The 21,643-nt window shown below is 33.0% G+C and carries 21 protein-coding genes; all 21 read left to right on the plus strand.

Features of this window, described 5'->3' with window-relative positions; translation table 11 throughout:
- Nucleotides 1-23: 23 nt before the first annotated feature.
- Nucleotides 24-2,639, plus strand: coding sequence for a type IX secretion system periplasmic lipoprotein PorW/SprE (gene porW / locus BUA98_RS02350; RefSeq protein ID WP_072970573.1), 2,616 nt, complete (start codon nt 24-26; stop codon nt 2,637-2,639).
- Between the two features lie 3 nt (nt 2,640-2,642).
- A complete protein-coding gene (locus tag BUA98_RS02355) occupies nt 2,643-3,053 on the plus strand; it encodes a bactofilin family protein (protein ID WP_072970046.1) in 411 nt (136 codons plus the stop codon).
- Entirely contained in the window at nt 3,019-3,246 is a 228-nt protein-coding gene (locus BUA98_RS02360) for an AtpZ/AtpI family protein (protein ID WP_072970047.1), read from the plus strand. The genes BUA98_RS02355 and BUA98_RS02360 overlap by 35 nt, the downstream gene beginning before the upstream one ends.
- A 57-nt stretch (nt 3,247-3,303) precedes the next feature.
- Entirely contained in the window at nt 3,304-3,696 is a 393-nt protein-coding gene (locus tag BUA98_RS02365) for a hypothetical protein (RefSeq protein WP_072970048.1), read from the plus strand.
- 117 nt (nt 3,697-3,813) lie between these two features.
- The gene (atpB, locus tag BUA98_RS02370; RefSeq protein ID WP_072970049.1) at nt 3,814-4,989 is read left to right on the plus strand and encodes a F0F1 ATP synthase subunit A; all 1,176 of its coding nucleotides are present in this window, start codon (nt 3,814-3,816) and stop codon (nt 4,987-4,989) included.
- 33 nt (nt 4,990-5,022) lie between these two features.
- A complete protein-coding gene (gene atpE / locus BUA98_RS02375) occupies nt 5,023-5,220 on the plus strand; it encodes an ATP synthase F0 subunit C (RefSeq protein WP_008465835.1) in 198 nt (65 codons plus the stop codon).
- A 90-nt stretch (nt 5,221-5,310) separates the two neighbouring features.
- Entirely contained in the window at nt 5,311-5,811 is a 501-nt protein-coding gene (locus BUA98_RS02380; RefSeq protein ID WP_072970050.1) for a F0F1 ATP synthase subunit B, read from the plus strand.
- Between the two features lie 4 nt (nt 5,812-5,815).
- A complete protein-coding gene (atpH, locus tag BUA98_RS02385) occupies nt 5,816-6,349 on the plus strand; it encodes an ATP synthase F1 subunit delta (RefSeq protein WP_072970051.1) in 534 nt (177 codons plus the stop codon).
- 38 nt (nt 6,350-6,387) lie between these two features.
- The gene (atpA, locus tag BUA98_RS02390; RefSeq protein WP_026982440.1) at nt 6,388-7,965 is read left to right on the plus strand and encodes a F0F1 ATP synthase subunit alpha; all 1,578 of its coding nucleotides are present in this window, start codon (nt 6,388-6,390) and stop codon (nt 7,963-7,965) included.
- A 91-nt stretch (nt 7,966-8,056) separates the two neighbouring features.
- Entirely contained in the window at nt 8,057-8,917 is an 861-nt protein-coding gene (atpG, locus tag BUA98_RS02395) for an ATP synthase F1 subunit gamma (protein WP_072970052.1), read from the plus strand.
- 278 nt (nt 8,918-9,195) lie between these two features.
- Entirely contained in the window at nt 9,196-9,870 is a 675-nt protein-coding gene (locus tag BUA98_RS02400; protein WP_072970053.1) for a hypothetical protein, read from the plus strand.
- Nucleotides 9,870-10,991 (plus strand): hypothetical protein, encoded by a 1,122-nt coding sequence (locus BUA98_RS02405; protein ID WP_072970054.1) that lies wholly within the window; start codon nt 9,870-9,872, stop codon nt 10,989-10,991. Before BUA98_RS02400 ends, BUA98_RS02405 begins: the two co-directional genes overlap by 1 nt.
- A 23-nt stretch (nt 10,992-11,014) precedes the next feature.
- Nucleotides 11,015-12,829, plus strand: coding sequence for an OmpA family protein (locus BUA98_RS02410; RefSeq protein WP_072970055.1), 1,815 nt, complete (start codon nt 11,015-11,017; stop codon nt 12,827-12,829).
- Nucleotides 12,830-12,913: 84 nt separating this feature from the next.
- Nucleotides 12,914-13,645, plus strand: a complete 732-nt coding sequence (locus BUA98_RS02415) for an ABC transporter permease (protein WP_139256985.1) — start codon at nt 12,914-12,916, stop codon at nt 13,643-13,645.
- A 2-nt stretch (nt 13,646-13,647) separates the two neighbouring features.
- Nucleotides 13,648-14,478 carry an ATP-binding cassette domain-containing protein gene (locus BUA98_RS02420; protein ID WP_072970057.1) on the plus strand — a complete coding sequence of 277 codons (831 nt, stop codon included), beginning with the start codon at nt 13,648-13,650 and terminating at the stop codon, nt 14,476-14,478.
- An 8-nt stretch (nt 14,479-14,486) separates the two neighbouring features.
- On the plus strand, nt 14,487-16,019 hold the full coding sequence (locus BUA98_RS02425) for an AAA family ATPase (RefSeq protein WP_086065113.1): 1,533 nt from the start codon (nt 14,487-14,489) through the stop codon (nt 16,017-16,019).
- Nucleotides 16,020-16,599: 580 nt separating this feature from the next.
- Nucleotides 16,600-17,046, plus strand: coding sequence for a GNAT family N-acetyltransferase (locus BUA98_RS02430; protein ID WP_072970058.1), 447 nt, complete (start codon nt 16,600-16,602; stop codon nt 17,044-17,046).
- Nucleotides 17,047-17,140: 94 nt separating this feature from the next.
- Nucleotides 17,141-18,601, plus strand: coding sequence for a lipopolysaccharide biosynthesis protein (locus BUA98_RS02435; protein ID WP_072970059.1), 1,461 nt, complete (start codon nt 17,141-17,143; stop codon nt 18,599-18,601).
- Nucleotides 18,602-18,630: 29 nt separating this feature from the next.
- Nucleotides 18,631-19,065: a dUTP diphosphatase gene (dut, locus tag BUA98_RS02440; RefSeq protein ID WP_072970060.1), complete on the plus strand. Its 435-nt coding sequence runs from the start codon at nt 18,631-18,633 to the stop codon at nt 19,063-19,065.
- A 179-nt stretch (nt 19,066-19,244) separates the two neighbouring features.
- Nucleotides 19,245-20,261, plus strand: coding sequence for a sugar phosphate nucleotidyltransferase (locus BUA98_RS02445; protein WP_072970061.1), 1,017 nt, complete (start codon nt 19,245-19,247; stop codon nt 20,259-20,261).
- A 29-nt stretch (nt 20,262-20,290) separates the two neighbouring features.
- The gene (locus BUA98_RS02450) at nt 20,291-21,640 is read left to right on the plus strand and encodes a tetratricopeptide repeat protein (protein WP_072970062.1); all 1,350 of its coding nucleotides are present in this window, start codon (nt 20,291-20,293) and stop codon (nt 21,638-21,640) included.
- The last annotated feature ends 3 nt before the right edge of the window (nt 21,641-21,643 follow it).

Genomic DNA, 21,643 nt, shown 5'->3' on the forward strand with positions numbered 1-21,643 from the left:
TAATGGATTTAAACTCTTTTCTATTGAAAAAGAATACTCTAAAATATTGTTTTCCGTTCGTGTTTTTATTCTTTTTGATAGCTTGCTCTACCAAAAAAAACACTTTTGTGTCTAGAAATTCCCATGCTTTAAGTACAAAATATAACATTTTGTACAATGGAGGTATTGCTCTTGATAAAGGTCTGAAATCTATTTACACGAATGATCAGGATAATTTCTGGAAGATGTTGCCTATTGAAAAAATGCAGGTTGACGAAAATTATTCGGGAGAAGAAAAAGCTAAAAATCCAGATTTTGAATTAGCAGAAACAAAGGCAACAAAAGCGATTCAGAAACACTCCATGAATATTGGGGGAAGAGAAAAAAACTCGCAGATCGATGAAGCATATTTAATGCTTGGGAAAGCACGGTATTATGATCAGCGTTTTATTCCGGCTCTGGAGGCATTCAATTATATCTTGTATAAATACCCAAACAGCAGTAATATTTATACAGCAAAAATCTGGCGCGAAAAAACCAATATGCGTTTAGGAAATGATGCAATCGTGGTAAAAAATATTAATCTGTTATTAAAAAATACCGATTTAAATAAGCAAACATTTTCAGATGCGAATGCATTATTGGCGGAAGCTTTTTTACATCTGGAGAAAAAAGATAGTGCTGTAGCGAAACTTAGAATTGCTGAAAATTTTTCGCGTATAAACGAAGACAAAGCGCGTTATCGTTTTGTTTTGGGGCAGATGTATCAGGAAATCGGAATACGAGATAGTGCGATTTATTTTTATAACGCTGTGATCGACATGAACCGCAAAGCAGATCGAAAATATATGATGCATGCTTACGCAAAGAAAGCACAGATGTTTGATTATGAGAATGGCGATCAGGATATGTTTATTGAAACGTACAATAAATTAGTGGATGACCGTGAAAACAGACCGTATTACGATATACTATTTTACGAAATGGGTGTTTTTTTCGACAACTATAAAGAACAGGAAAACGCACTTGAATTTTATAATAAATCTCTAGCCAGAAAATCTAAAGATCCTTATTTGGTCGCTTCGACTTACAGAAACATTGGAAACATGTATTTTAAGAATACAGATTATACTATGGCTGCCAAATATTATGATAGTACATTAGTAAAATTAGATCCTAAAAGCAGAGAGTTTGCGTTTATTGAAAAAAACCGAAAAAACCTTGATAATGTAATTAAATACGAAGCAATTGCAAAACGCAATGATAGTATTATAATGGTGTATGGCTTACCAGAAGCAGAACGAAAATCTTATTTTGAAAATTATATTGCTGAACTTAAAAAGAAAGACGACGCAAAGCGTTTGGCAGAAGAAGCTGAACAGGAGAAATTAGCAAATATTGAACGTAACTCAAAGGCCGGAAACTTACCTACCGCTATAAATCCGCAAGCACCCGTACCTACTGATTTGCCGGGTGGAGGTATACTTAACCCTCCGGGAGCAAACGATCAGGCAAGTACTTTTTATTTTTATAACCCAACGACGGTTGCATACGGAAAAGTGCAATTCAGAAAAATGTGGGGAAACAGATCTTTAACAGGAAACTGGCGTTTGGCTTCTTCAAAAACAATCGTAACTCCGGTCTTAAAAGATTCGTTGAGTATGCGTCAGGATTCTCTTAATGCTTTGCAGGATTCTGTTGTCGTTGAGAAGTATACCACGGCATTTTATGAAAAACAACTTCCAACAAGTCCGGTGGTAATGGATAGTATTGGCAAAGAAAGAAATTTTGCTTATTATCAGTTGGGACTTATTTATAAAGAAAAATTCAAAGAATACAATTTAGCCAGCGACAAATTTGAGCAATTATTGAAAAATAACCCAGAAGAAAAATTGGTGTTGCCGTCGATGTATAATTTGTATAAAATATACCAGATTACAAATCCGGCTAAAGCAGAAAAAGTAAAATCTGATATAATAGGAAATTATCCAACTTCCAGATATGCCCAACTTTTAAATAATACCAATACGAGTGATTTCACATCACCAGATAAAGAGTATAATAAGTGGTATAAATTATATGAAGAAGAAAAATTTGATGCTGTTTTAGATAATATTGATAATTTGATTAATCAATATGCTGGTGATGAAATTGTTTCTAAATATGAGTTATTGAAAGCCAATACATTAGGAAAAGTAAACGGATTGGCTGCTTATAAAAAAGGTTTAGAAACGGTTGCAGATAATTATCCAAACAGTGAAGAAGGTAAAAATGCCCGCGAAATTTTAGAGAAGCAAATCCCGAGTTTAGAAAAGCTTGATTTTACGGCTGTTGATGGAAAAAATTGGAAAATTTTATATTTAGTTTCTAATAACGATTCTCAAACAATTAAAAAAATTGAAGAAGCTATTAAAGTATTTTTACTAGTTGAAAACTATGAAAGACTAACAACTTCATTAGATAAATACAATAAAACTCAAAGTTTTGTAGTTATTCATGGAGTAAAATCTGAGGCATATGCCAGAGATGTTTCAGGAGTTTTGAGAGAGGACAAAAAGTACAAAATCACACATCCGTCAATTATTATTTCGAGTGATAATTATAAGGTGATTCAAATCAAAAAAAATCTTGAAACATATTTAGCGCCTAAAAATCCATAAACCATGTTTGAGAAAGCAAAAAAAAGCGGCACAGAACTTTTAGGAAAAACAAATAGAATAGTAGAAGGAACTTCTATTATTGGTGATATTGTTTCGAAAGCCGATTTTCGATTAGATGGAGAGTTGATAGGGAATTTTACTTCACAAGGAAAACTGGTTATAGGACCATCAGGAATTGTAAAAGGCGAAATTATTTGCCATAATGCTGATATTGAAGGCGAGTTTCAGGGCAAACTAAAAGTTTTAGAAATCCTTAATATAAAAGCTACAGCTCATATTCATGGAGAAGTACTGGTAGGTAAACTGTCTATAGAACCAGGAGCAGAATTTACTGCAACATGTTCGATGCTCGCAAATACAAAAGAAGTAACTTTGAAAGATGGAAAAGGAGCCGAACAAAAACAGAAGGAATAAGTGGATGCCGCTTATTAATATTCCAGTTCAAATGGGAGTTATTATTTTTTTGTTTTCCTATTTTGGAAGCTGGCTAGATGAAAATCATCCAAGTCCAAAAGTTTATTATAATACAATTTTTGTAATGCTTGGCGTAGGCCTAGCTTTATATAATGTAATTCGTCAGGTTAACGACATCAACAAGACAAAGTAATTTAAGTTTTAGACAGCTTTAAATAATTGTTGCATCTTTGCGGAAAAATTATTTCAAATGTTTTTAAAGAATTACAAACCTTTTTTACAATTATTCATTTTTGCTTTGGTTGTTTACATTTTACACAAAGCGGCTTTTTTACTCTTAAAAGTTAATCCCCAAAACTTTTATTACAGTATTGAATTTTTGTATTTATTTTTTTTCGGAATATCCGCATTGTTATACCTAATATTATTAATAGTAAAAAAGAAGAATTTTGAAATTGTTGGGATGGCTTTCTTGTTTGGAACCTTCACGCAAATGTTAATAGGATATTTGATTTTAAGACCAATTTTAGACATAAAGTCTGAAGAGGTTATGGTTGAAAAAGTCAATTTTTTTATAACATTTATTTTGTTTTTGTTATTTGAGACGCTTTTAACTGTCCGATTATTAAATGAAAAGCGTTAAAATAAGGATTCTGTAAAAGAAGGTTCAAAAATAATTTTTCATATCCTTTTGAATATTAATAAAAAATGTACCTTTGCACCAAATTTTAGAAACGTAAAAAATAAGATTTTCAACAATATGGTGATTTCAAACAAACCACTCAAATTTATTCTTGCAGCTTTAGTTGCTTGTTCTCCAGTAATGAGTTTTGCAAATTCAGAGAACGATTCAACGCATGTACAAACTGAGGTAGCTCATGAAGAGAAAGTAATTTCACACAATGCCCCTGTGGAAGGAGAGCATGTAGCTCTTGATCCAAAAGCAAAAGTGGATGCTTTTATTGATCATCACTTACAGGATTCACATGAATTTGTTTTCTTTTCAGATGAAAAGGAAAATAAACATTATGGTTTCCCATTGCCAGTTATTCTTATTGACGGAGGTGTGAAAATTTTCTCATCTTCAAAATTACACCATGGTGAAGAAGTTGCAGAAGTTGATGGAAACTTCTACAAATTAGTTCACGGTAAAATATACAAAACAGATGCTGCCGGAACAATTACGTTTAATGAGCATGGACATCCAGAAAACGAAAAGCCATTAGATTTTTCTATTACAAAAAATGTAGTGTCAATGCTTTTTGTATCAGTATTATTATTCTTCATGTTTACTGGTTTAGCTAAGTCATACAAAAAAGGACCAATCCCAACTGGATTTGGTAGAGTATTAGAACCACTTATTATTTTTATCAGAGATGAAATCGCTGTTCCAAATATTGGTGAGAAAAAATACAGAAAATATATGGGTTACCTTTTAACTGTATTTTTCTTTGTATGGTTGTTAAACCTTTTAGGTATGACTCCACTAGGAATTAACGTTACAGGAAATATTGCTATTACGGTTTGTTTAGCAGCCTTTACTTTTATCATTACACAATTTAGTGCAAACAAAGATTATTGGGGACACATTTTCTGGATGCCAGGAGTTCCTGTTCCAATGAAAATCATCTTAGCGCCAATTGAGATATTAGGAACGTTAACAAAACCATTCGCATTATTAATTCGTTTGTATGCAAACATCACTGCTGGTCACGTAGTAATTATGAGTTTGATCGCAATGATTTTTGTGGGTAAAAATTTAGCTGCAGATTTGCCAATCTCTTTAGGTTTGACATTATTTATTTCGGTTATTGAAGTTTTAGTTGCATTTTTACAGGCTTTCATTTTTACAATGTTATCATCATTGTTTATTGGTATGGCAGTGCAGGATCATGATCATGCTCACCACCACGAAGATGAAACAGCAATTATTTAATTTAGAAGTTTAATTTTATATATATAAATACTTATGGGAACAATTCCAACTTTAGTAGGTGCAGGTTTAGTAGTAATCGGTGCAGGTTTAGGTTTAGGTAAAATCGGTGGATCTGCTATGGACGCGATTGCTCGTCAACCAGAAGCTGCTGGTAAAATTCAAACTGCGATGATTATTATCGCGGCTTTATTAGAAGGTTTAGCATTCGCTGCTTTAATCTTAGGAAAATAATAAAGAGAGAAATAACAACATCTTTAACGGTTGGTTAAAGGTGTTGTTACTTTTAAAAAAAGAAATTAAATATTTTAATATAGTTATAAAATGGATAAGTTAATTAACGATTTTTCATTCGGTTTATTCTTTTGGCAAGCTTTAATCTTGTTGGTTTTAATTTTACTTTTAGTAAAATTTGCATGGAAACCAATTATGGAATCTATCACTGCGAGAGAACAAGGTATTAAAGATGCATTACTTTCTGCTGAAAACGCAAAGAGAGAAATGGAAAACCTACAAGCTGACAATCAAAGAATTTTGAATGAAGCTCGTGCAGAACGTGACGCGATGTTAAAAGAAGCTCGCGAAATGAAAGAGAAAATGATAGCTGATTCTAAAAACGAAGCACAAGCACAAGGTCAAAAAATGATCGAGCAGGCTAAAGCTGCTATCGAAAGTGAAAAAAATGCTGCTATGGCTGAATTGAAATCACAAGTTTCAACTTTATCATTAAGCATCGCTGAAAAATTATTGAAAGATGAATTATCTAACAAAGAATCTCAAACTAAATTGGTTGAGAAAATGTTAGGTGACGTAAAGTTAAACTAAGATTATGGCAAGTACAAGAGCAGCAATTCGTTATGCAAAAGCAATTCTAGACTTAGCAAACTCTAAAGGTGTTGCCGAAGCTGTCAATAACGATATGAAGTCAATTGCATCAGCAATTGGGACTAATGCAGAATTGAGTACCTTTATTCAAAACCCAACTACAAAAGTTGAAGTTAAGGAAAGTGCTCTTTTAGAAGTTTTTGCAGATGTAAATGGTGTGACTAAAGGTTTATTTCATTTATTATTCGAAAATAAAAGATTCGAAATTCTGGAAGGAATTGCATTAGAATATAAAAGATTATTTGACGAAAATAATGGTGTTGAAGTAGCAAAAGTTACTACAGCAATTCCTATGGATGCAGCTTTGGAAGCTAAAGTTTTAGCAAAAGTGGCTTCTTTGTCAGATAAAAAAATAACAATTGAGAATATAGTAGATCCATCAATTATTGGAGGATTTATTTTAAGAATAGGTGATCAACAATACAACGCTTCTGTTGCAAACAGATTACAAGTATTAAAAAGAGAGTTAAGTAATTAGTTTTATTACACATAAAAGTGTCTAAATTATAAATTAAGATGGCGGAAATCAAACCTGCTGAAATTTCAGCAATATTAAGAAAGCAAGTAGAAGGTTTTGAATCTGGTGCTACGCTAGAGGAAGTAGGAACGGTACTTCAAGTTGGAGATGGTATTGCTCGTATTTACGGGCTATCGAATGTACAATATGGTGAGTTAGTTGAATTTGAAAACGGACTTGAAGCTATTGTATTGAACCTTGAAGAAGACAATGTTGGTGTGGTACTTTTAGGACCATCAACTGGAATCAAAGAAGGATCAACAGCAAAAAGAACACAACGTATTGCTTCTCTTAAAGTAGGTGAGCAAATGGTAGGACGTGTAGTTAACACTCTTGGTTTTCCAATTGATGGAAAAGGACCAATTGGTGGAGACTTATACGAAATGCCTTTAGAAAGAAAAGCTCCTGGAGTTATCTTCCGTCAGCCGGTTACTGAGCCATTACAAACAGGAGTAAAAGCAGTAGATGCTATGATCCCGGTTGGTCGTGGACAACGTGAGCTTGTTATTGGTGACCGTCAAACAGGTAAATCAACTGTTTGTATCGATACAATCTTAAATCAAAAAGAATTTTACGATGCAGGAAAACCTGTATTCTGTATATATGTTGCAATTGGGCAAAAAGCTTCAACTGTAGCAGGAATTGCTAAAATGTTAGAAGAAAAAGGTGCAATGGCTTATACAGTTATTGTTGCAGCTAATGCTTCTGATCCAGCTCCAATGCAAGTTTATGCTCCTTTCGCAGGTGCTGCAATTGGAGAGTACTTTAGAGATTCAGGTCGTCCTGCACTTATTGTGTATGATGATTTATCTAAACAAGCTGTTGCTTACCGTGAGGTTTCTCTTTTATTAAGAAGACCACCGGGACGTGAGGCTTATCCTGGAGACGTTTTCTACTTACACTCTCGTTTATTAGAGCGTGCTTGTAAAGTAATTGCTGATGATGGAATTGCTAAAAACATGAACGATTTACCAGATTCTATCAAGTCTATCGTAAAAGGTGGTGGTTCATTAACTGCTTTACCAATTATCGAAACTCAGGCTGGTGACGTTTCTGCATATATCCCAACAAACGTAATTTCGATTACAGATGGTCAAATTTTCCTTGATGGAGATTTGTTTAACTCTGGAGTTCGTCCTGCGATCAACGTAGGTATCTCTGTATCTCGTGTTGGAGGTAATGCTCAGATTAAATCAATGAAAAAAGTTTCTGGAACTTTAAAATTAGACCAGGCTCAATTCCGTGAATTAGAGGCTTTCGCTAAATTTGGTTCTGATCTTGATTCAGTTACTTTAAACGTAATCGAAAAAGGTAAAAGAAACGTTGAAATCTTGAAACAAGGTTTGAACGATCCTTATACAGTTGAAAATCAAGTAGCTATTATTTACGCTGGTTCTAAAAACTTATTGAAAAGTGTTCCTGTAAATAAAGTAAAAGAATTTGAAGCTGATTTCTTAGCTTACTTAAACAGTAAACATAAAGATACGCTTAATGCGTTGAAAGCTGGTAAGTTAGATGACAACATTACAGATGTTATCGAAAAAGCAGCAAAAGAAATTTCAGCAAAATATATCTAATTAGATAATTCGTTAATTAGATAATTAGAAAATATCTCAGGAAACTTTCTAATTATCTAATTTTCAAATTGTCACATTTTTTAATCGACAAATGGCAAATTTAAAGGAAATCCGTAATAGAATTACTTCCGTTTCATCGACGATGCAAATTACATCGGCTATGAAAATGGTTTCTGCAGCAAAGCTTAAGAAAGCACAAGATGCAATCACTGCGATGCGCCCTTATGCCGAGAAATTAACGGAGTTGTTACAAAATCTTTCTGCTACACTTGATGGTGAAGTTGGAGGTGATTACACGACACAACGTGAAGTAAAAAAAGTATTGCTTGTTGCTATAACTTCAAACAGAGGTTTATGTGGTGCATTCAATTCTAACGTAATTAAAGAGATTAAGAATCGTGCTGCTTTTTACGCTGGAAAACAAGTTGATGTTTTTCCAATCGGTAAAAAAGGAAATGATGTACTAAGTAAAACTTTTAAAGTTCACGGTCATCATAATGCCATTTTTGATCACTTAACTTTTGAAAATGTTGCCGGAATTGCAGACAATTTGACTGAAAAATTCTTATCTGGAGAATATGACAGAATCGAATTGATCTACAATCAGTTTAAAAATGCTGCGACTCAAATTGTTCAGACAGAACAGTTTTTACCGTTAGCTCCAATTAAATCTGATGTACCAGTTTCAGCTGCAGATTACATTTTCGAACCTTCAAAAGAAGAAATCGTGTTAACTTTGATTCCTAAATCATTGAAAACGCAACTATACAAAGGAATTCGTGATTCATTTGCCTCAGAACACGGAGCACGTATGACAGCTATGCACAAAGCAACTGACAACGCTACTGAATTAAGAAACCAATTGAAATTAACTTACAACAAAGCACGTCAGGCTGCTATTACTAATGAAATCCTTGAGATCGTTGGTGGTGCAGAAGCATTGAACGGATAAGATGTATTTTAAGAAAATAGCTAAAAAGAGCCAACTTATTGTTGGCTCTTTTTTTTTGGCAATTATTTTTGTGGTTTCCAATAAATTAGTAAAATTCGTGAAATATTTTTTTCGTTTTTAGAAAATTTATGAGAATTAACTTATTTGGTAATTAAATAGTTACAATTTAATTTTAAAAAACTATATATTTATGCCTTTATAATTAGTAACTTTTTAACACTTTCTGCGTATAACATTTAACAACCAAAAAGTTATTAAAAATAGTTTAACCTAAAACAATGGCAAAAGAAAGTTTCAATTGGAAAAGTCTCTTCATTAATGATGAGACAAATAATTCAGAGGGCACAGCGGCAACTCAACCATCGACGCCCATTTCAACAACTACTGACAAGAAGTTTCCGAATCAAGCTACAGAAGCATTTCCAACAAATTCGCTGACAAATCCTTTTTTAAACGAAATTTTCGAAGTTTACGATAAAGGTTTTGAATCATTGAATGAGTCTGGCTTTGATTTTTTCGAACTTTATAAATCTGTTATGGCGGTTGGAGTAACAAATCCACAAAGTTATCAGATGGCTTTTACTATGGGTAAATCTATCAAGTCTGACCTGACTAAAGAATTCCTTTTACAGAAAGGTAGTTTTTATATTGCTGAAATCGAAAAGGTTTATGCCAAATATGATACTATTGGGAAAACAAAAAAAGCCGAGTTAGACAATACGATAACAAAAGAAAAGTATAATTTATCTAAAAGTATTTCTGATTTGGAAGCCAAAATTATTGAACTTCAAAAAGAATTAGAAGCCAAGAAAATTGAACTTCAAAAAATTGATCCTGTTAATATGGAACAACTATCAGAAATTCAATTAAAGATGGATGCCAACAATTTAGCTAAACAAAAAATATTAACCTCAATCAATACTGTAATAACAGGAATTAATCAATATTTATAATGGATAAATACGAACAAGAAAGAAGTACTCTTTTGACATTGCCAATTTTAAAACACTTTGACGAGTCTAAAGGAGAAATTGCTTTAAAATCAGGCGCGCTTAAAAAAGGTGAAAAGTCATTGTTTTTGGCTTTGGCACTTGGTTTATTAGGAGTTGGTGGTTATTTAATCTGGACCTATATTATTCCGCCATTATTTACAATGTTGGGTCAGGCCATTGCTTTGTCTGCGACGGGAGTATTTTTGGTTTTTTTAGTTATGATGGCTCCAGTTATTATGAAAGCGCTTCGTTTTGCGACAAAAAATATTCATAAAGCGTTGATTCAGAGTAATCCTTTTAATGAGTTAGAGGAGCAAAAACAAAAAATGATTAAAAATCGTGAAGTTTTTAAGAATACAAAAGCAAAGCTAAAAGGTCTTAAAAATGAAATGGAAATTGAAGCCAATAAATCTGAAAAAGAGGCAAAAGAATTTCAGGAAGATGTTTTAAGCTTACAGCGTCAGTCAGAAAAATTGAAATCTGCGATGGATGAAATGGTAAAACAAAATGGTGTTGCGGCAAAGGATACTGATGAATATGTAGCCTTGCAAAGTGAATTAGCCAGAAAGTTAAGCGATTCTCAAAGGGTTTCAACGCAATATGAGCAGAGCAAGAGTTTTATTCAAAAATATGGTGTTCGTGCCAATGTATTAGGTAAAATGGACCGTAAATTGACTTTAGCAGGAACAGCAATCGATATTAAAATTGCTGATTTTGATGTGACAGTTAAGATGCTTCAAAAAGAATATGAATTTGCTAAGAATGCTAAAGAAGCAACAGAAAGTGCTAAAAGCGCCATGTTATTCACTAAAGATTGGGAATTAGAATATGCTCTTGAAGTTGTAACTTCTACAATTGCCCAGGATATTGCTAAAACTTCTGAAAATTTAATTGATATTGATGCGTTGACTTCTAAATATTCTGTTGATAACGACGAACTTTATTCAAGGTTAGATTCATTGGCAGATGAAATTAAAACAGGTGATAATACAATTCCGGATTCAACAAAATATACAAATCCAAATTACAAAATGACCAAAGACGATAAAATGTCTGGTGGTGGTTTTGGAGATATTTTTTAATACAATTAAATTTTTAAATAAAAATGGGAAAAATTTTAAGAACAGAAAAGTTAACTACTCTTTCTGAATTATTGATCGTTATTGTTGGAATTGGAATAATTTTAGGTGGAGTTTATTATTTATCTCCTGGAATTAAGACAGCTGTTTCTAAGCAATTAAACGGAATGGAGTTAAACTCGACAGATGTTAATAATGTTACCAATGCCGAAAAAATATCACTTCCTTCAAAAGAAATATCTACAGAAGTTGCAGACAAACCTTTAGTAAAAATTGGTGCTTATGCATGGAACGCGCAGTCAGGAATTATTGTTTCTAATGGTGGTCCAAAAACAACAAAAGGATCATTGATGGAAAAAAACGGAGTTAATTTGGAGATTATCCGTCAGGACTGGTTGTCTGAATTGCGTAATATGCAAATGAAATTTATCGAAGAATTTGATAAAGGTGAAGCTTTCCCTTCTTCAGATAAAAGTGTTTTTGCTGTTATGATCATGGGTGACGGTGCACCATTTTATATTAGTTCTGTTCAAAAATCATTAGACGAAAAATACGGAAAAGATAAATACCACTTACAAGTTATGGGTGTAGTGGGGATGAGTTATGGTGAAGATAAATTGATTGGACCTCCAAGCTGGAAATCGGACCCAAAAACGATGAAAGGTTCTGTTATCTCTGCTGTTCTTGGAGATGGTGACTGGGTTACTACTGTAAACTATTGTTTTGCAAACGGATTAAAAGTGAATCCTGATCCAACTACATATGATGCAGATGCTGTGAACATTTATCCGTCTGAAAATGATGATTATATTAAATCTGCTGAAGAATTAATCAAATCTCAGACAACGGGATGGACTGTTACTTTGAAAGAAGTAGTTAACGGAAAATTGACTGGAAAATCTGTAAACAGAAAAATCGACGGTTGTGCTACATGGACACCTGGAGATAAAACAGTTTTTGATAAATTGACTGGTTTTGTTGATATTGTTTCTACAAGAGAATTCAATAACCAAATGCCAACAGCTCTTATTGGAGTTAAAGAATGGGCTGAAAAAAATCCTGCTATCGTTTCTAATATTTTGAAATCGGCATTGACGGCTTCAAATCAAATGAAAAATTATGAAGACTGGAAAGTAAGAGCTTCAGAAGCAGTTGCTGATACTTATAAACTTGAAACGCCTGAATATTGGTACAAAATGTTCAAAGGACAACAAGGAACAAAAGCTGGACTGACTTATAATATGGGTGGATCTAAAGTATTTAACTATGCTGATGCAATGCAATACTTTGGTTTATCTGATGGTGTTAACAGATATAAATCGGTTTACAACCAGGTTTCCGGATATTTGACAGAGTTGAATCCGTTTGGATTTAATGAAAATGTTGGAGCTGTAGTTCCTTACGATCAGGCAGTAAACTTGTTTTTCCTGAAAAACATCAACGATATCGAATCTACTTCGGCTGATAAAGCAGATTATAGTTCAGAGGCAAAAGAAGTTGTAGCTTCTGGAGAATGGAAAATTAATTTTAATACTGGAAGTGCTGAGATTTCAAACTCTTCTAGTAGAGAAGTAGAAAAAATCTACAATCTTTTAATACAAGCAGAAAATACAAAATTAACAGTTGTTGGTCACACAGATAATGTTGGAAATGCAGATGCTAACTTAGCTTTATCAAAAAGCAGAGCTGAAGCGGTTGTAAATTATCTTAAACAAAAAGGTATTCCTGCAAGCCGTTTCCAATTAGTTGACGGAAAAGGGCAAAGCGATCCGGTTGCAGATAATAATACTGCTTCTGGGAAAGCATCAAACAGACGTGTGGTTATCACTTTATTAAAATAAAAAATATTAAAAGGCTATCTTAACGGATAGCCTTTTACAATAACTATGGTAAAATTTTTAACTCCCTTTGAAAAAATATCAAAAATGAACAGAACGCTTATTTTAATAGGCTGGTTAGTTCTTTTGATTGTTATTTGGTTTGCGACAACTGCTGGCGAAAAACATCTTTTCCCATCTCCTTCTCAGGTTTTAACTGGATTTTCTGATTTGTATAGAGAAGGTTTAGTGGTACATATTTTCAATTCGTTGTCTTTATGTTTTATTTCGATTTTTTTGGCTACTATAATTTCTTTATTATTTGCGTATGCATGGCCAATTCCGTTATTGAAGCCGGTTGCTGAATTCGTTACAAAATTTAGATTTTTGCCTTTTACCGGACTTTCATTTTATATTACAATGGTAGTACACGATGCAAGAGCAATGCAGGTTTGGATTTTGGTAATTTTCCTGACGACCTTCCTAACAACATCATTAATTGCCGTTATCAAAGACATTCCACAGGAAGAATTTGATCATGCAAAAATGCTAAAATGTACTCGATTAGAAGTCCTTTGGCAGGTTATCATTTTAGGAAGAGTAGATTATGTAATTGATGTCATCAGACAAAATCTTGCCATAACATGGATGATGCTGGTAACAGTTGAATCGATTGTGGTAGCTTCTGGTGGATTAGGGTTTTTAATTAAAAACTCTGATAAATTCATGAATACCGGAAGAATCATTGCACTTCAAATTATCATTTTATTAATAGGTCTTGGATTAGATGCAGGAATAAATTTCTTAAGAAAAGCACTATTTAGATATTCAAAAATATAATCATGAAACACGAATATAAAGAGACGCTTTTATACGTAGAAAATCTTAGTGTTGCCTACGATGATACGGTTATTATAAAGGATATAACGCTGATAGAAAAAGACGTAGTCAGAGACGGAGTACATTGTACAGGACAAGTTGTAGCTTTTGTTGGAAGATCGGGCAGAGGAAAATCGACTTTTTTTAAAGCATTGACTGGTTTGATTCCGACGAATTCCGGAAAAATTCTAATTAGAGATTTTGAAAACAAAGAACCTAATGCAGCTAAATCGGTAAACGAAGGTGACATTGGTTTTGTTGATCAGAAATATACTTTGTTCAGGCATAAAACGGTTACTCAGGCATTGCGGTTTTCACTGAGAAAAACAACATTGTCGAACACTGAAAAAGAAGAAAAAATAAAAAAGTATCTTAAAGAATGGGGATTAGAAACTTGTGCAGACAAATATCCTAACGAACTTTCTGGCGGTCAAAGACAAAGAACGGCGATTATAGAACAGTTATTTTCATCGGATCAATTTATTGTTTTAGACGAGCCTTTCTCAGGATTGGATGTCGGAAATATTGAAGAAGTAAAAAAGTCTTTTGAGTTGCTTGGTCAATCTTCAGATTTTAATACGGTTATTTTTTCTACGCACGATATTGAATTGGCAATTGAATTGGCGCAGACTATTTACGTTATTGGTTATCCAACTATTAATGGAAAAAAGGAGCATTATGGAACAATCGTAGCGAAATATGATTTGAGAGATATGGGCTTAGCCTGGAAAGATTATTGTGATGATCACTTAAAATTATCAAAAGAAATTATTCATCAAATGATGATTTCTTAAATTAGCGTATGTCAAAAAAGAACAATCCGATATCGATTATTGAAGAATCATTTTTGTCTCTAAAAAAATATTTGGAAACAAATATAAATTCTAATGAAGCCGTTTTTACGGCTTCATTTATTAGTGACCTAAAAAAAGAAACAACGAGTATTCTTGAAACGTGCAATGCACTAAATCAGGACACAGATTTTATTCAAAAAATAAATCAGGCTGTAAATCCTGTTTCCTCAAAAGGTTTATTGTTTAAAGCAGAACATTTTTTTCTTTCAGATATTATAGATCTTTATGAAAGAGAACCCGCAAAAAAAAGTGAAAAGCAAGAGTTTGTTCTGGCGTACTATTATGATGCATTGCGCAACAAACATTTCGCAGATGCAACTTCAGCAAATGAATTGAATCAATTGGTTTTTACACAGGAATTCAAAAATCATCTTTTAAAAATAAAAAAGGAAAACAAGATAATAGCTTCAAACGCACATCAAAATCAATACTTACTTCCTGAAGCTTTATTTGAAAAAAAGCATAATAAATTAGAAGAAATTTTATTGAAGTATCAAAACTTCGTTCATTTTGCGTTTGATAAAAAATTTGAAAACGTAAAAGCTTTTCAGAATTATACTGGTTTGAGTTTAGACAAATCAAAAATCGATAAAAAAGAAATAGACCCTCTTCCTGAAGAAGATACTCTGGAAAAAGTGCTGAAAGAATTAAACGCATTAGTTGGTTTAGAGGAAGTTAAAAAAGACGTTTCTGAACTTATTAATTTATTAGAAATACAAAAAAAGCGTTCTGCTCAAGGATTAAAGAATGTTGAAATAACTTTGCATACCGTTTTTCTAGGACCACCAGGAACCGGAAAAACTTCTGTCGCAAGACTTTTAAGCCGAATTTTTAAACATTTGGGATTTTTATCCAAAGGTCAAATGTATGAAACAGATCGGGAAGGACTTGTAGCGGGCTATGTTGGGCAAACAGCAACAAAAGTAGATGCCGCGGTAGAATCAAGTCTTGGAGGAGTTTTATTCGTTGATGAAGCGTATGCCTTATCTCAAAATGCATTTGGGAACGATTATGGAGCCGAAGCTGTAAATACGCTTTTGAAAAGAATGGAAGATCATCGTGAGGATTTGGCAGTTGTTGTTGCAGGATATACAGAACCAATGAAGATTTTTATAGAATCTAATCCTGGATTACGTTCTCGTTTTAATCGCTATTTTCATTTTGATCATTTTACCCCGACTGAATTATTTCAAATTTTTGAATCCTTTTGTTTGAAGTCTGACTTTATTATTTCTGATGATGCAAAAGAAAAACTAACAGATACTTTTGATTTACTCTACGAAAGTAAAAACGAAAGTTTTGGAAATGCCAGAGTAGTTAGGAATCTATTTGAGAAATGTGTCCAGAATCAGGCAAACAGAATTGTGAAATTAAAAAGAATCACAAACAAGGTATTGAAAACATTGACAGAAGAAGATATTCCGGAACCAAAGGAAACGGAACAAAATGTTAACTTAGAAATGAAAAATAAAGAATCTTAAAAGCAAAAAGAGCTGACATCCCCAATTGTCAGCTCTTTTTAAAATATAGTAGTTTTTATCTTTTCTATCTTGAAATATAAGTTATAAAATGGTGATTCCTGGGATTACTCAAAAACCAAGAATCAATACCATTTTATAAATTTACCAGGCAGATATCCATCTGCAGTGCTTTGTCTTTTATGGGAACAAACTAGCTTTATTAGTCCCAATGCTCTGTTTTTTTGAGGGTTACAATCCAGCAGAATCAATCCCTTGTGCTTTGTCTTTTATGGGAACAAACTAGCTTTATCAGTCCCAATGCTCTGTTTTTTTAAGGGTTACATTTCAGCAGAATCACTCCCTATGTGCTTTGTCTTTTGTGGGAACAAACTAGCTTTATTAGTCCCAATGCTTTTCTTTTTTATAAGGGTTGTATTTCTAGCTTTTCTCGATCCCTGTGATAACAAATTTAAGAACAGACTATTAATTAATAGTTACATAATTATTAACTTTTATTTATAGATTTCACATGTCCATTATTTTAACTAATATTTAGGCAATAAAAAAAAATGAGTATTTTTGGTCTCTATTTTTTTAAACAATGAAACTACAAATTCAGGAGTTAACCACAATTGAAGAAATGCTGGCTCAAATTGATACGATGCGATTTCTTTATCCAAACCTTTCGATTGAAAAATACAGATCATTTCTTTTAGAGATGGTACCGCACAATTATATTCAGATTGGTGTTTTTGAAGACGGTGTTTGTTTAGGAATAACTGGTTGTTGGTCAGCAACAAAATTGTGGACCGGAAAATATCTGGAGATTGATAATTTTGTGGTAAACCCTGAACATCGTTCTAAAGGAATCGGAAAATTATTGACTGATTATATTGAACAAAAAGCCATTGATCTGGACTGCAGCAGTATTGTTCTGGATGCTTTTACAGGAAATTTTGCCGCACACCGTTTTTATTATAATCAGGGTTACGGACCGAAGGGATTTCATTTCGTTAAAATTTTGGATGAAAATAAACTAACGCAATAAAAAAGTATCTTACTTTTTTTATTGAACCTTCAAAATCAATATTAAACCAAAGAATTGGTTATTTTTGTTTTACAAACCTTATTATTAAATTATTTTGGGATTATATAAAAATCTATTCAAACAAACTGCGATTTACGGACTAGCAACGGTATTACCGCGAATGCTGAGTTTTTTATTAGTAAGATTGTACACCGGTATTTTACCAACTGCAGAATATGGTGAAGTTTCAATTGTTTTATCCTGGATGGTTTTCTTTAACGTCGTACTTTCTTACGGAATGGAAACGGCTTTCTTTAGATTCTACAGCGCCGAAGAAGATAAGAAAAACGTAATTGCGACTTCTACAATTTCAATATTTTGGTCATCGATAATCTTCTTATTTATTGCCTTAATTTTTAGAAATACGTTGGCAAGCCTTGCCGAAGTAGATGCACAATATGTTACTTACTCAGTTTGGATTTTAGTTTTAGATGCTTTGGTATTAGTGCCATTCTCTAAACTTAGAGCCAATCAGAGACCAATGGTTTATGCAGCGATTAAAATTGGAAATGTTATAATCAATTTGTTGTTGAATATTTTCTTTTTAATCTATTTGCCAAAATTGGCTGCTTCAAATCCTAATTCGGTTTGGGATAATTTATATGTAGAGAATTTCCAGATTGCTTATATTTTCATTGCAAACCTATTGGCGAGTTTGGCCACTTTTGTGGTGCTTTCGCCAAATTATCTTTCATTGGGAAGAAAATTTGATCCTGTACTTTGGAAAAAAATGATGAAATACGGTTTGCCAATTTTGGTTGCCGGGCTTGCATTTGCTGTTAATGAGCACTTCGATAAAATTTTATTAGGCTATTTATTGCCTGAAAATTTGGCAAAATCTGAAGTTGGAGCTTATTCTGCTTGTTATAAACTTGGTTTATTTATGGTGTTGTTTGCAACAGCATTTAGATTAGGAATCGAGCCGTTCTTTTTCAGTCATGCAAAAAATGAAAATGCACCTCAGACTTATGCAGTTATAACCAAATATTTTGTGATTCTCGGATCTTTAATTTTGTTAGGCGTAATTGTTTTTGCAGATATTTTAAAGTTTCTTCTCCTTGATAATAAATCATACTGGGAAGCCATGAAAGTGGTGCCTTTAATTATTTTGGCAAACTTCTTTTTAGGAATTTACAACAATTTATCAGTTTGGTATAAACTGACTGACAAAACAAAAATTGGCGCCTATATTTCAATTGTTGGGGCAATCGTAACTTTGGTTTTAAATTATTTTTTAATTCCAAAATACAGTTACTACGGTTCTGCAATTGCCACTATTTCTGCTTACGGAAGTATGATGTTGATTTCTTATGTTTTAGGGAATAAATATTATCCAATACCTTATGATATGAACAAAATTGGAGCTTACCTTGGAATTTCGATTGTATTCTCGGCTATATCTTTTTATGGATTTAGAGAAAATTATTTCGTTGGAATTCCGTTATTATTAGGCTTCATGTATTTTGTTTATCATAACGAAAAAGACACAATCAAAGGAATTATGAATAGAAAGTAGTAGTACTTTTTAATCTTTTATAACTAAAAATGAAAATACAAATTATCAATAAATCACAGCACGATTTACCAAACTACGAAACAATCGCTTCGGCAGGAATGGATTTACGTGCTAATTTAACAGAATCAATTACGCTTAAACCTTTAGAAAGAACGATCGTAAAAACCGGTCTTTTTATTGAATTACCAATAGGATACGAAGCTCAGGTTAGACCAAGAAGCGGATTAGCTGCTAAAAGAGGAGTAACCGTTTTAAATTCACCAGGAACTGTTGACGCCGATTATAGAGGTGAAATAGGGGTAATTTTAGTAAATTTATCAAATGAAGAATTCGTAATCGAAAATGGTGAACGAATTGCACAATTAATAATCGCGAAACACGAAAGAGCTGAATGGATTGAAGTTGAAGAATTATCAGAAACTTCAAGAGGCGCTGGCGGATTTGGCAGTACAGGCGTTAAGTAAGTTTTCAGTCGCAGTTAAGTAATCAGTTTTGAACTTTGCGACCTCAAAAAGCACAAAATAACTTAGCGAACTTTGCGTATCCCGATAACTATCGGGATTGCGGCCTTTGCGGTTAAAAATTAAAGCAAGAACCAACTAAAGAAGATTTTAGATAATCTTCCATAAAAAATAAATACAAAATGAAAATAATAGTTCCAATGGCCGGCCGCGGCTCGAGACTTAGACCACATACTTTAACTGTTCCTAAACCATTAATTCCGGTTGCAGGAAAATCAATTGTACATCGTTTAGTCGAAGACATTGCTAAAATATTAAAACAACCTATTGAGGAAGTTGCTTTTATCTTAGGTGATGAAGCATTTTTTGGAGATGATGTTGTTGCAAGTTTACAAGATTTGGCAAAAGGTTTAGGTGCAAAAGCATCGATCTACCGTCAGGATTTACCATTAGGAACAGGTCATGCAATTATGTGTGCCAAAGAATCTTTATCAGGGCCTGCAGTTATTGCTTATGCAGATACTTTAATCAGAGCCGATTTTGAATTAGATCCGTCTGCGGATTCGGTAATTTGGGTAAAACAAGTAGATCAGCCTGAAGCATTTGGTGTTGTAAAATTAAATAACAATAATGAAATTATAGAATTGGTTGAGAAACCAAAGGAATTCGTGAGCGACTTAGCTGTTATCGGAATCTATTATTTTAAAGAAGTTGGCGATTTGAAAAAAGAACTTCAGGGCGTTTTGGATAATAATATTCAGAATGGTGGAGAATATCAGATCAATGACGGTATTAAGGCAATGATGGCTAACGGAAAAGTTTTTAAAACCGGAAGCGTTGATGAATGGATGGATTGCGGAAATAAAGATGTTACCGTTGAAACCAATTCAAGAATGCTTGGATTCCTGCATAATGATGGAGAGCATTTAGTAGATTATGATGTGAAATTGGAAAATGCAACCATTATCCCACCTTGTTATATTGGAGAAAATGTAGTGTTGAAAAATGCAACCGTTGGACCAAACGTATCTTTAGGAAAAGGTTGTCATGTAACAGACAGTACTATAAAAAACAGTTTAGTTCAGACGTTTTCTCAAATAAAAAATGCTAACTTAGATAATGCGATGATTGGAAACCATGTTAGTTATGATGGTAAATTTACAAGTATCAGCATTGGAGATTATTCTGTTTTGGAATAATAAAAGTTTAAAATAAAATTATGTAAATGATGAAAAAAGGAGTTTTTGTAATTTTATTTTTCGTTTTGCTTGGCAATTCAATGTCGGTTTTAGCTCAGACTGAACCGGAAGATATTGCTATGGCAACCGATGAATATCAGGACTCTTTTTATGAATCATTAAAACAAAAAGGAATCGAAAACTATGATAAAGCCATCGTATCATTAGAAAAATGCATTAAGCTAAAACCCAATGATGCTGTAGCTTATTTTGAATTGGGAAAAAATTACTTTTTTCTGAAACAATATAGTATTGCTCAAAGTTCGTTTGAAAAAGCAACACAGTTGGATCCAAAAAATAAATGGTATTGGCTTGGAATTTATGATGTAAGTTATGAAACCAAGAACTATCCTTTGGCCATCGAAACGATTCAGAAAATTATTCCGTTTGACGAAGAGTACAAAGATGATTTAATTTCATTGTACATGTTAACGAATCAGTATGATAAAGCACTTTCGACAATCAATGAGATGAACGATAAATTCGGAAAATCGGATGATCGCGAAAGATATAAACTGCAGATTTTATCTCAGGGGAAATATCAAAATTCTGAGATTGAAAATTTAATTACGCAGATTAAACAAAATCCGAAGGAAGAATCGAACTATGTTGATCTGATTTTTTTATATTCAAAAAACGAGGAAACAGATAAAGCTTTGGATGTTGCAAAACAGTTGGCGAAAGAAATTCCGAATTCGGAATGGGCACAAGTTAGCTTGTTCAAAGGATATTTAGATGCCAATAAAGCAGATCAGGCAATTAAGTCGATGAATGTAATTTTATCAAGTTCAAAAATTGATTCCAAAATAAAACATCGTACACTAAATGAGTTTTTGATTTATGTGAATAAAAATCCGCAGTATGCTCCAGATTTAGAAAAAGCAATTGCTTATTTTGATAATGATGCGAATGTGGATGTTGCAAAAGAAGTAGGGAAATTTTATCATAGTAAAGGTCAGTATGAAAATGCAATTAAATATTACGAAAAAGATTTAAAGGCAAATTCAGATACAGATCGCGAAACCAATTTGCTTTTACTTGAAGCCTATACGCAGGCAAAACAGTTTGAGCCGATGACAAAAAGAGCGATGACTATGATTGAAGTTTATCCGAGCCAGCCTCAGTTTTATTATTATGCAGGCTTAGGAAGCAATAAGTTACAACAATTTAAGAATGCAAAAACCGTTTTAGAAATGGGACTCGATTATGTGGTCGATGATAGAACACTTGAGGCAAATTTTAATATTCAGCTTGGAGAGGCATTTAATGGTTTAGGAGACGCTAAGAAAAAAGAGGAATACTTTTTGAAAGCAAATGAGTTATTAAAACAAAAAAAGTAAGAG

Source organism: Flavobacterium saccharophilum, from assembly GCF_900142735.1.
In the GTDB taxonomy this organism is placed as follows: Bacteria; Bacteroidota; Bacteroidia; order Flavobacteriales; family Flavobacteriaceae; genus Flavobacterium; species Flavobacterium saccharophilum.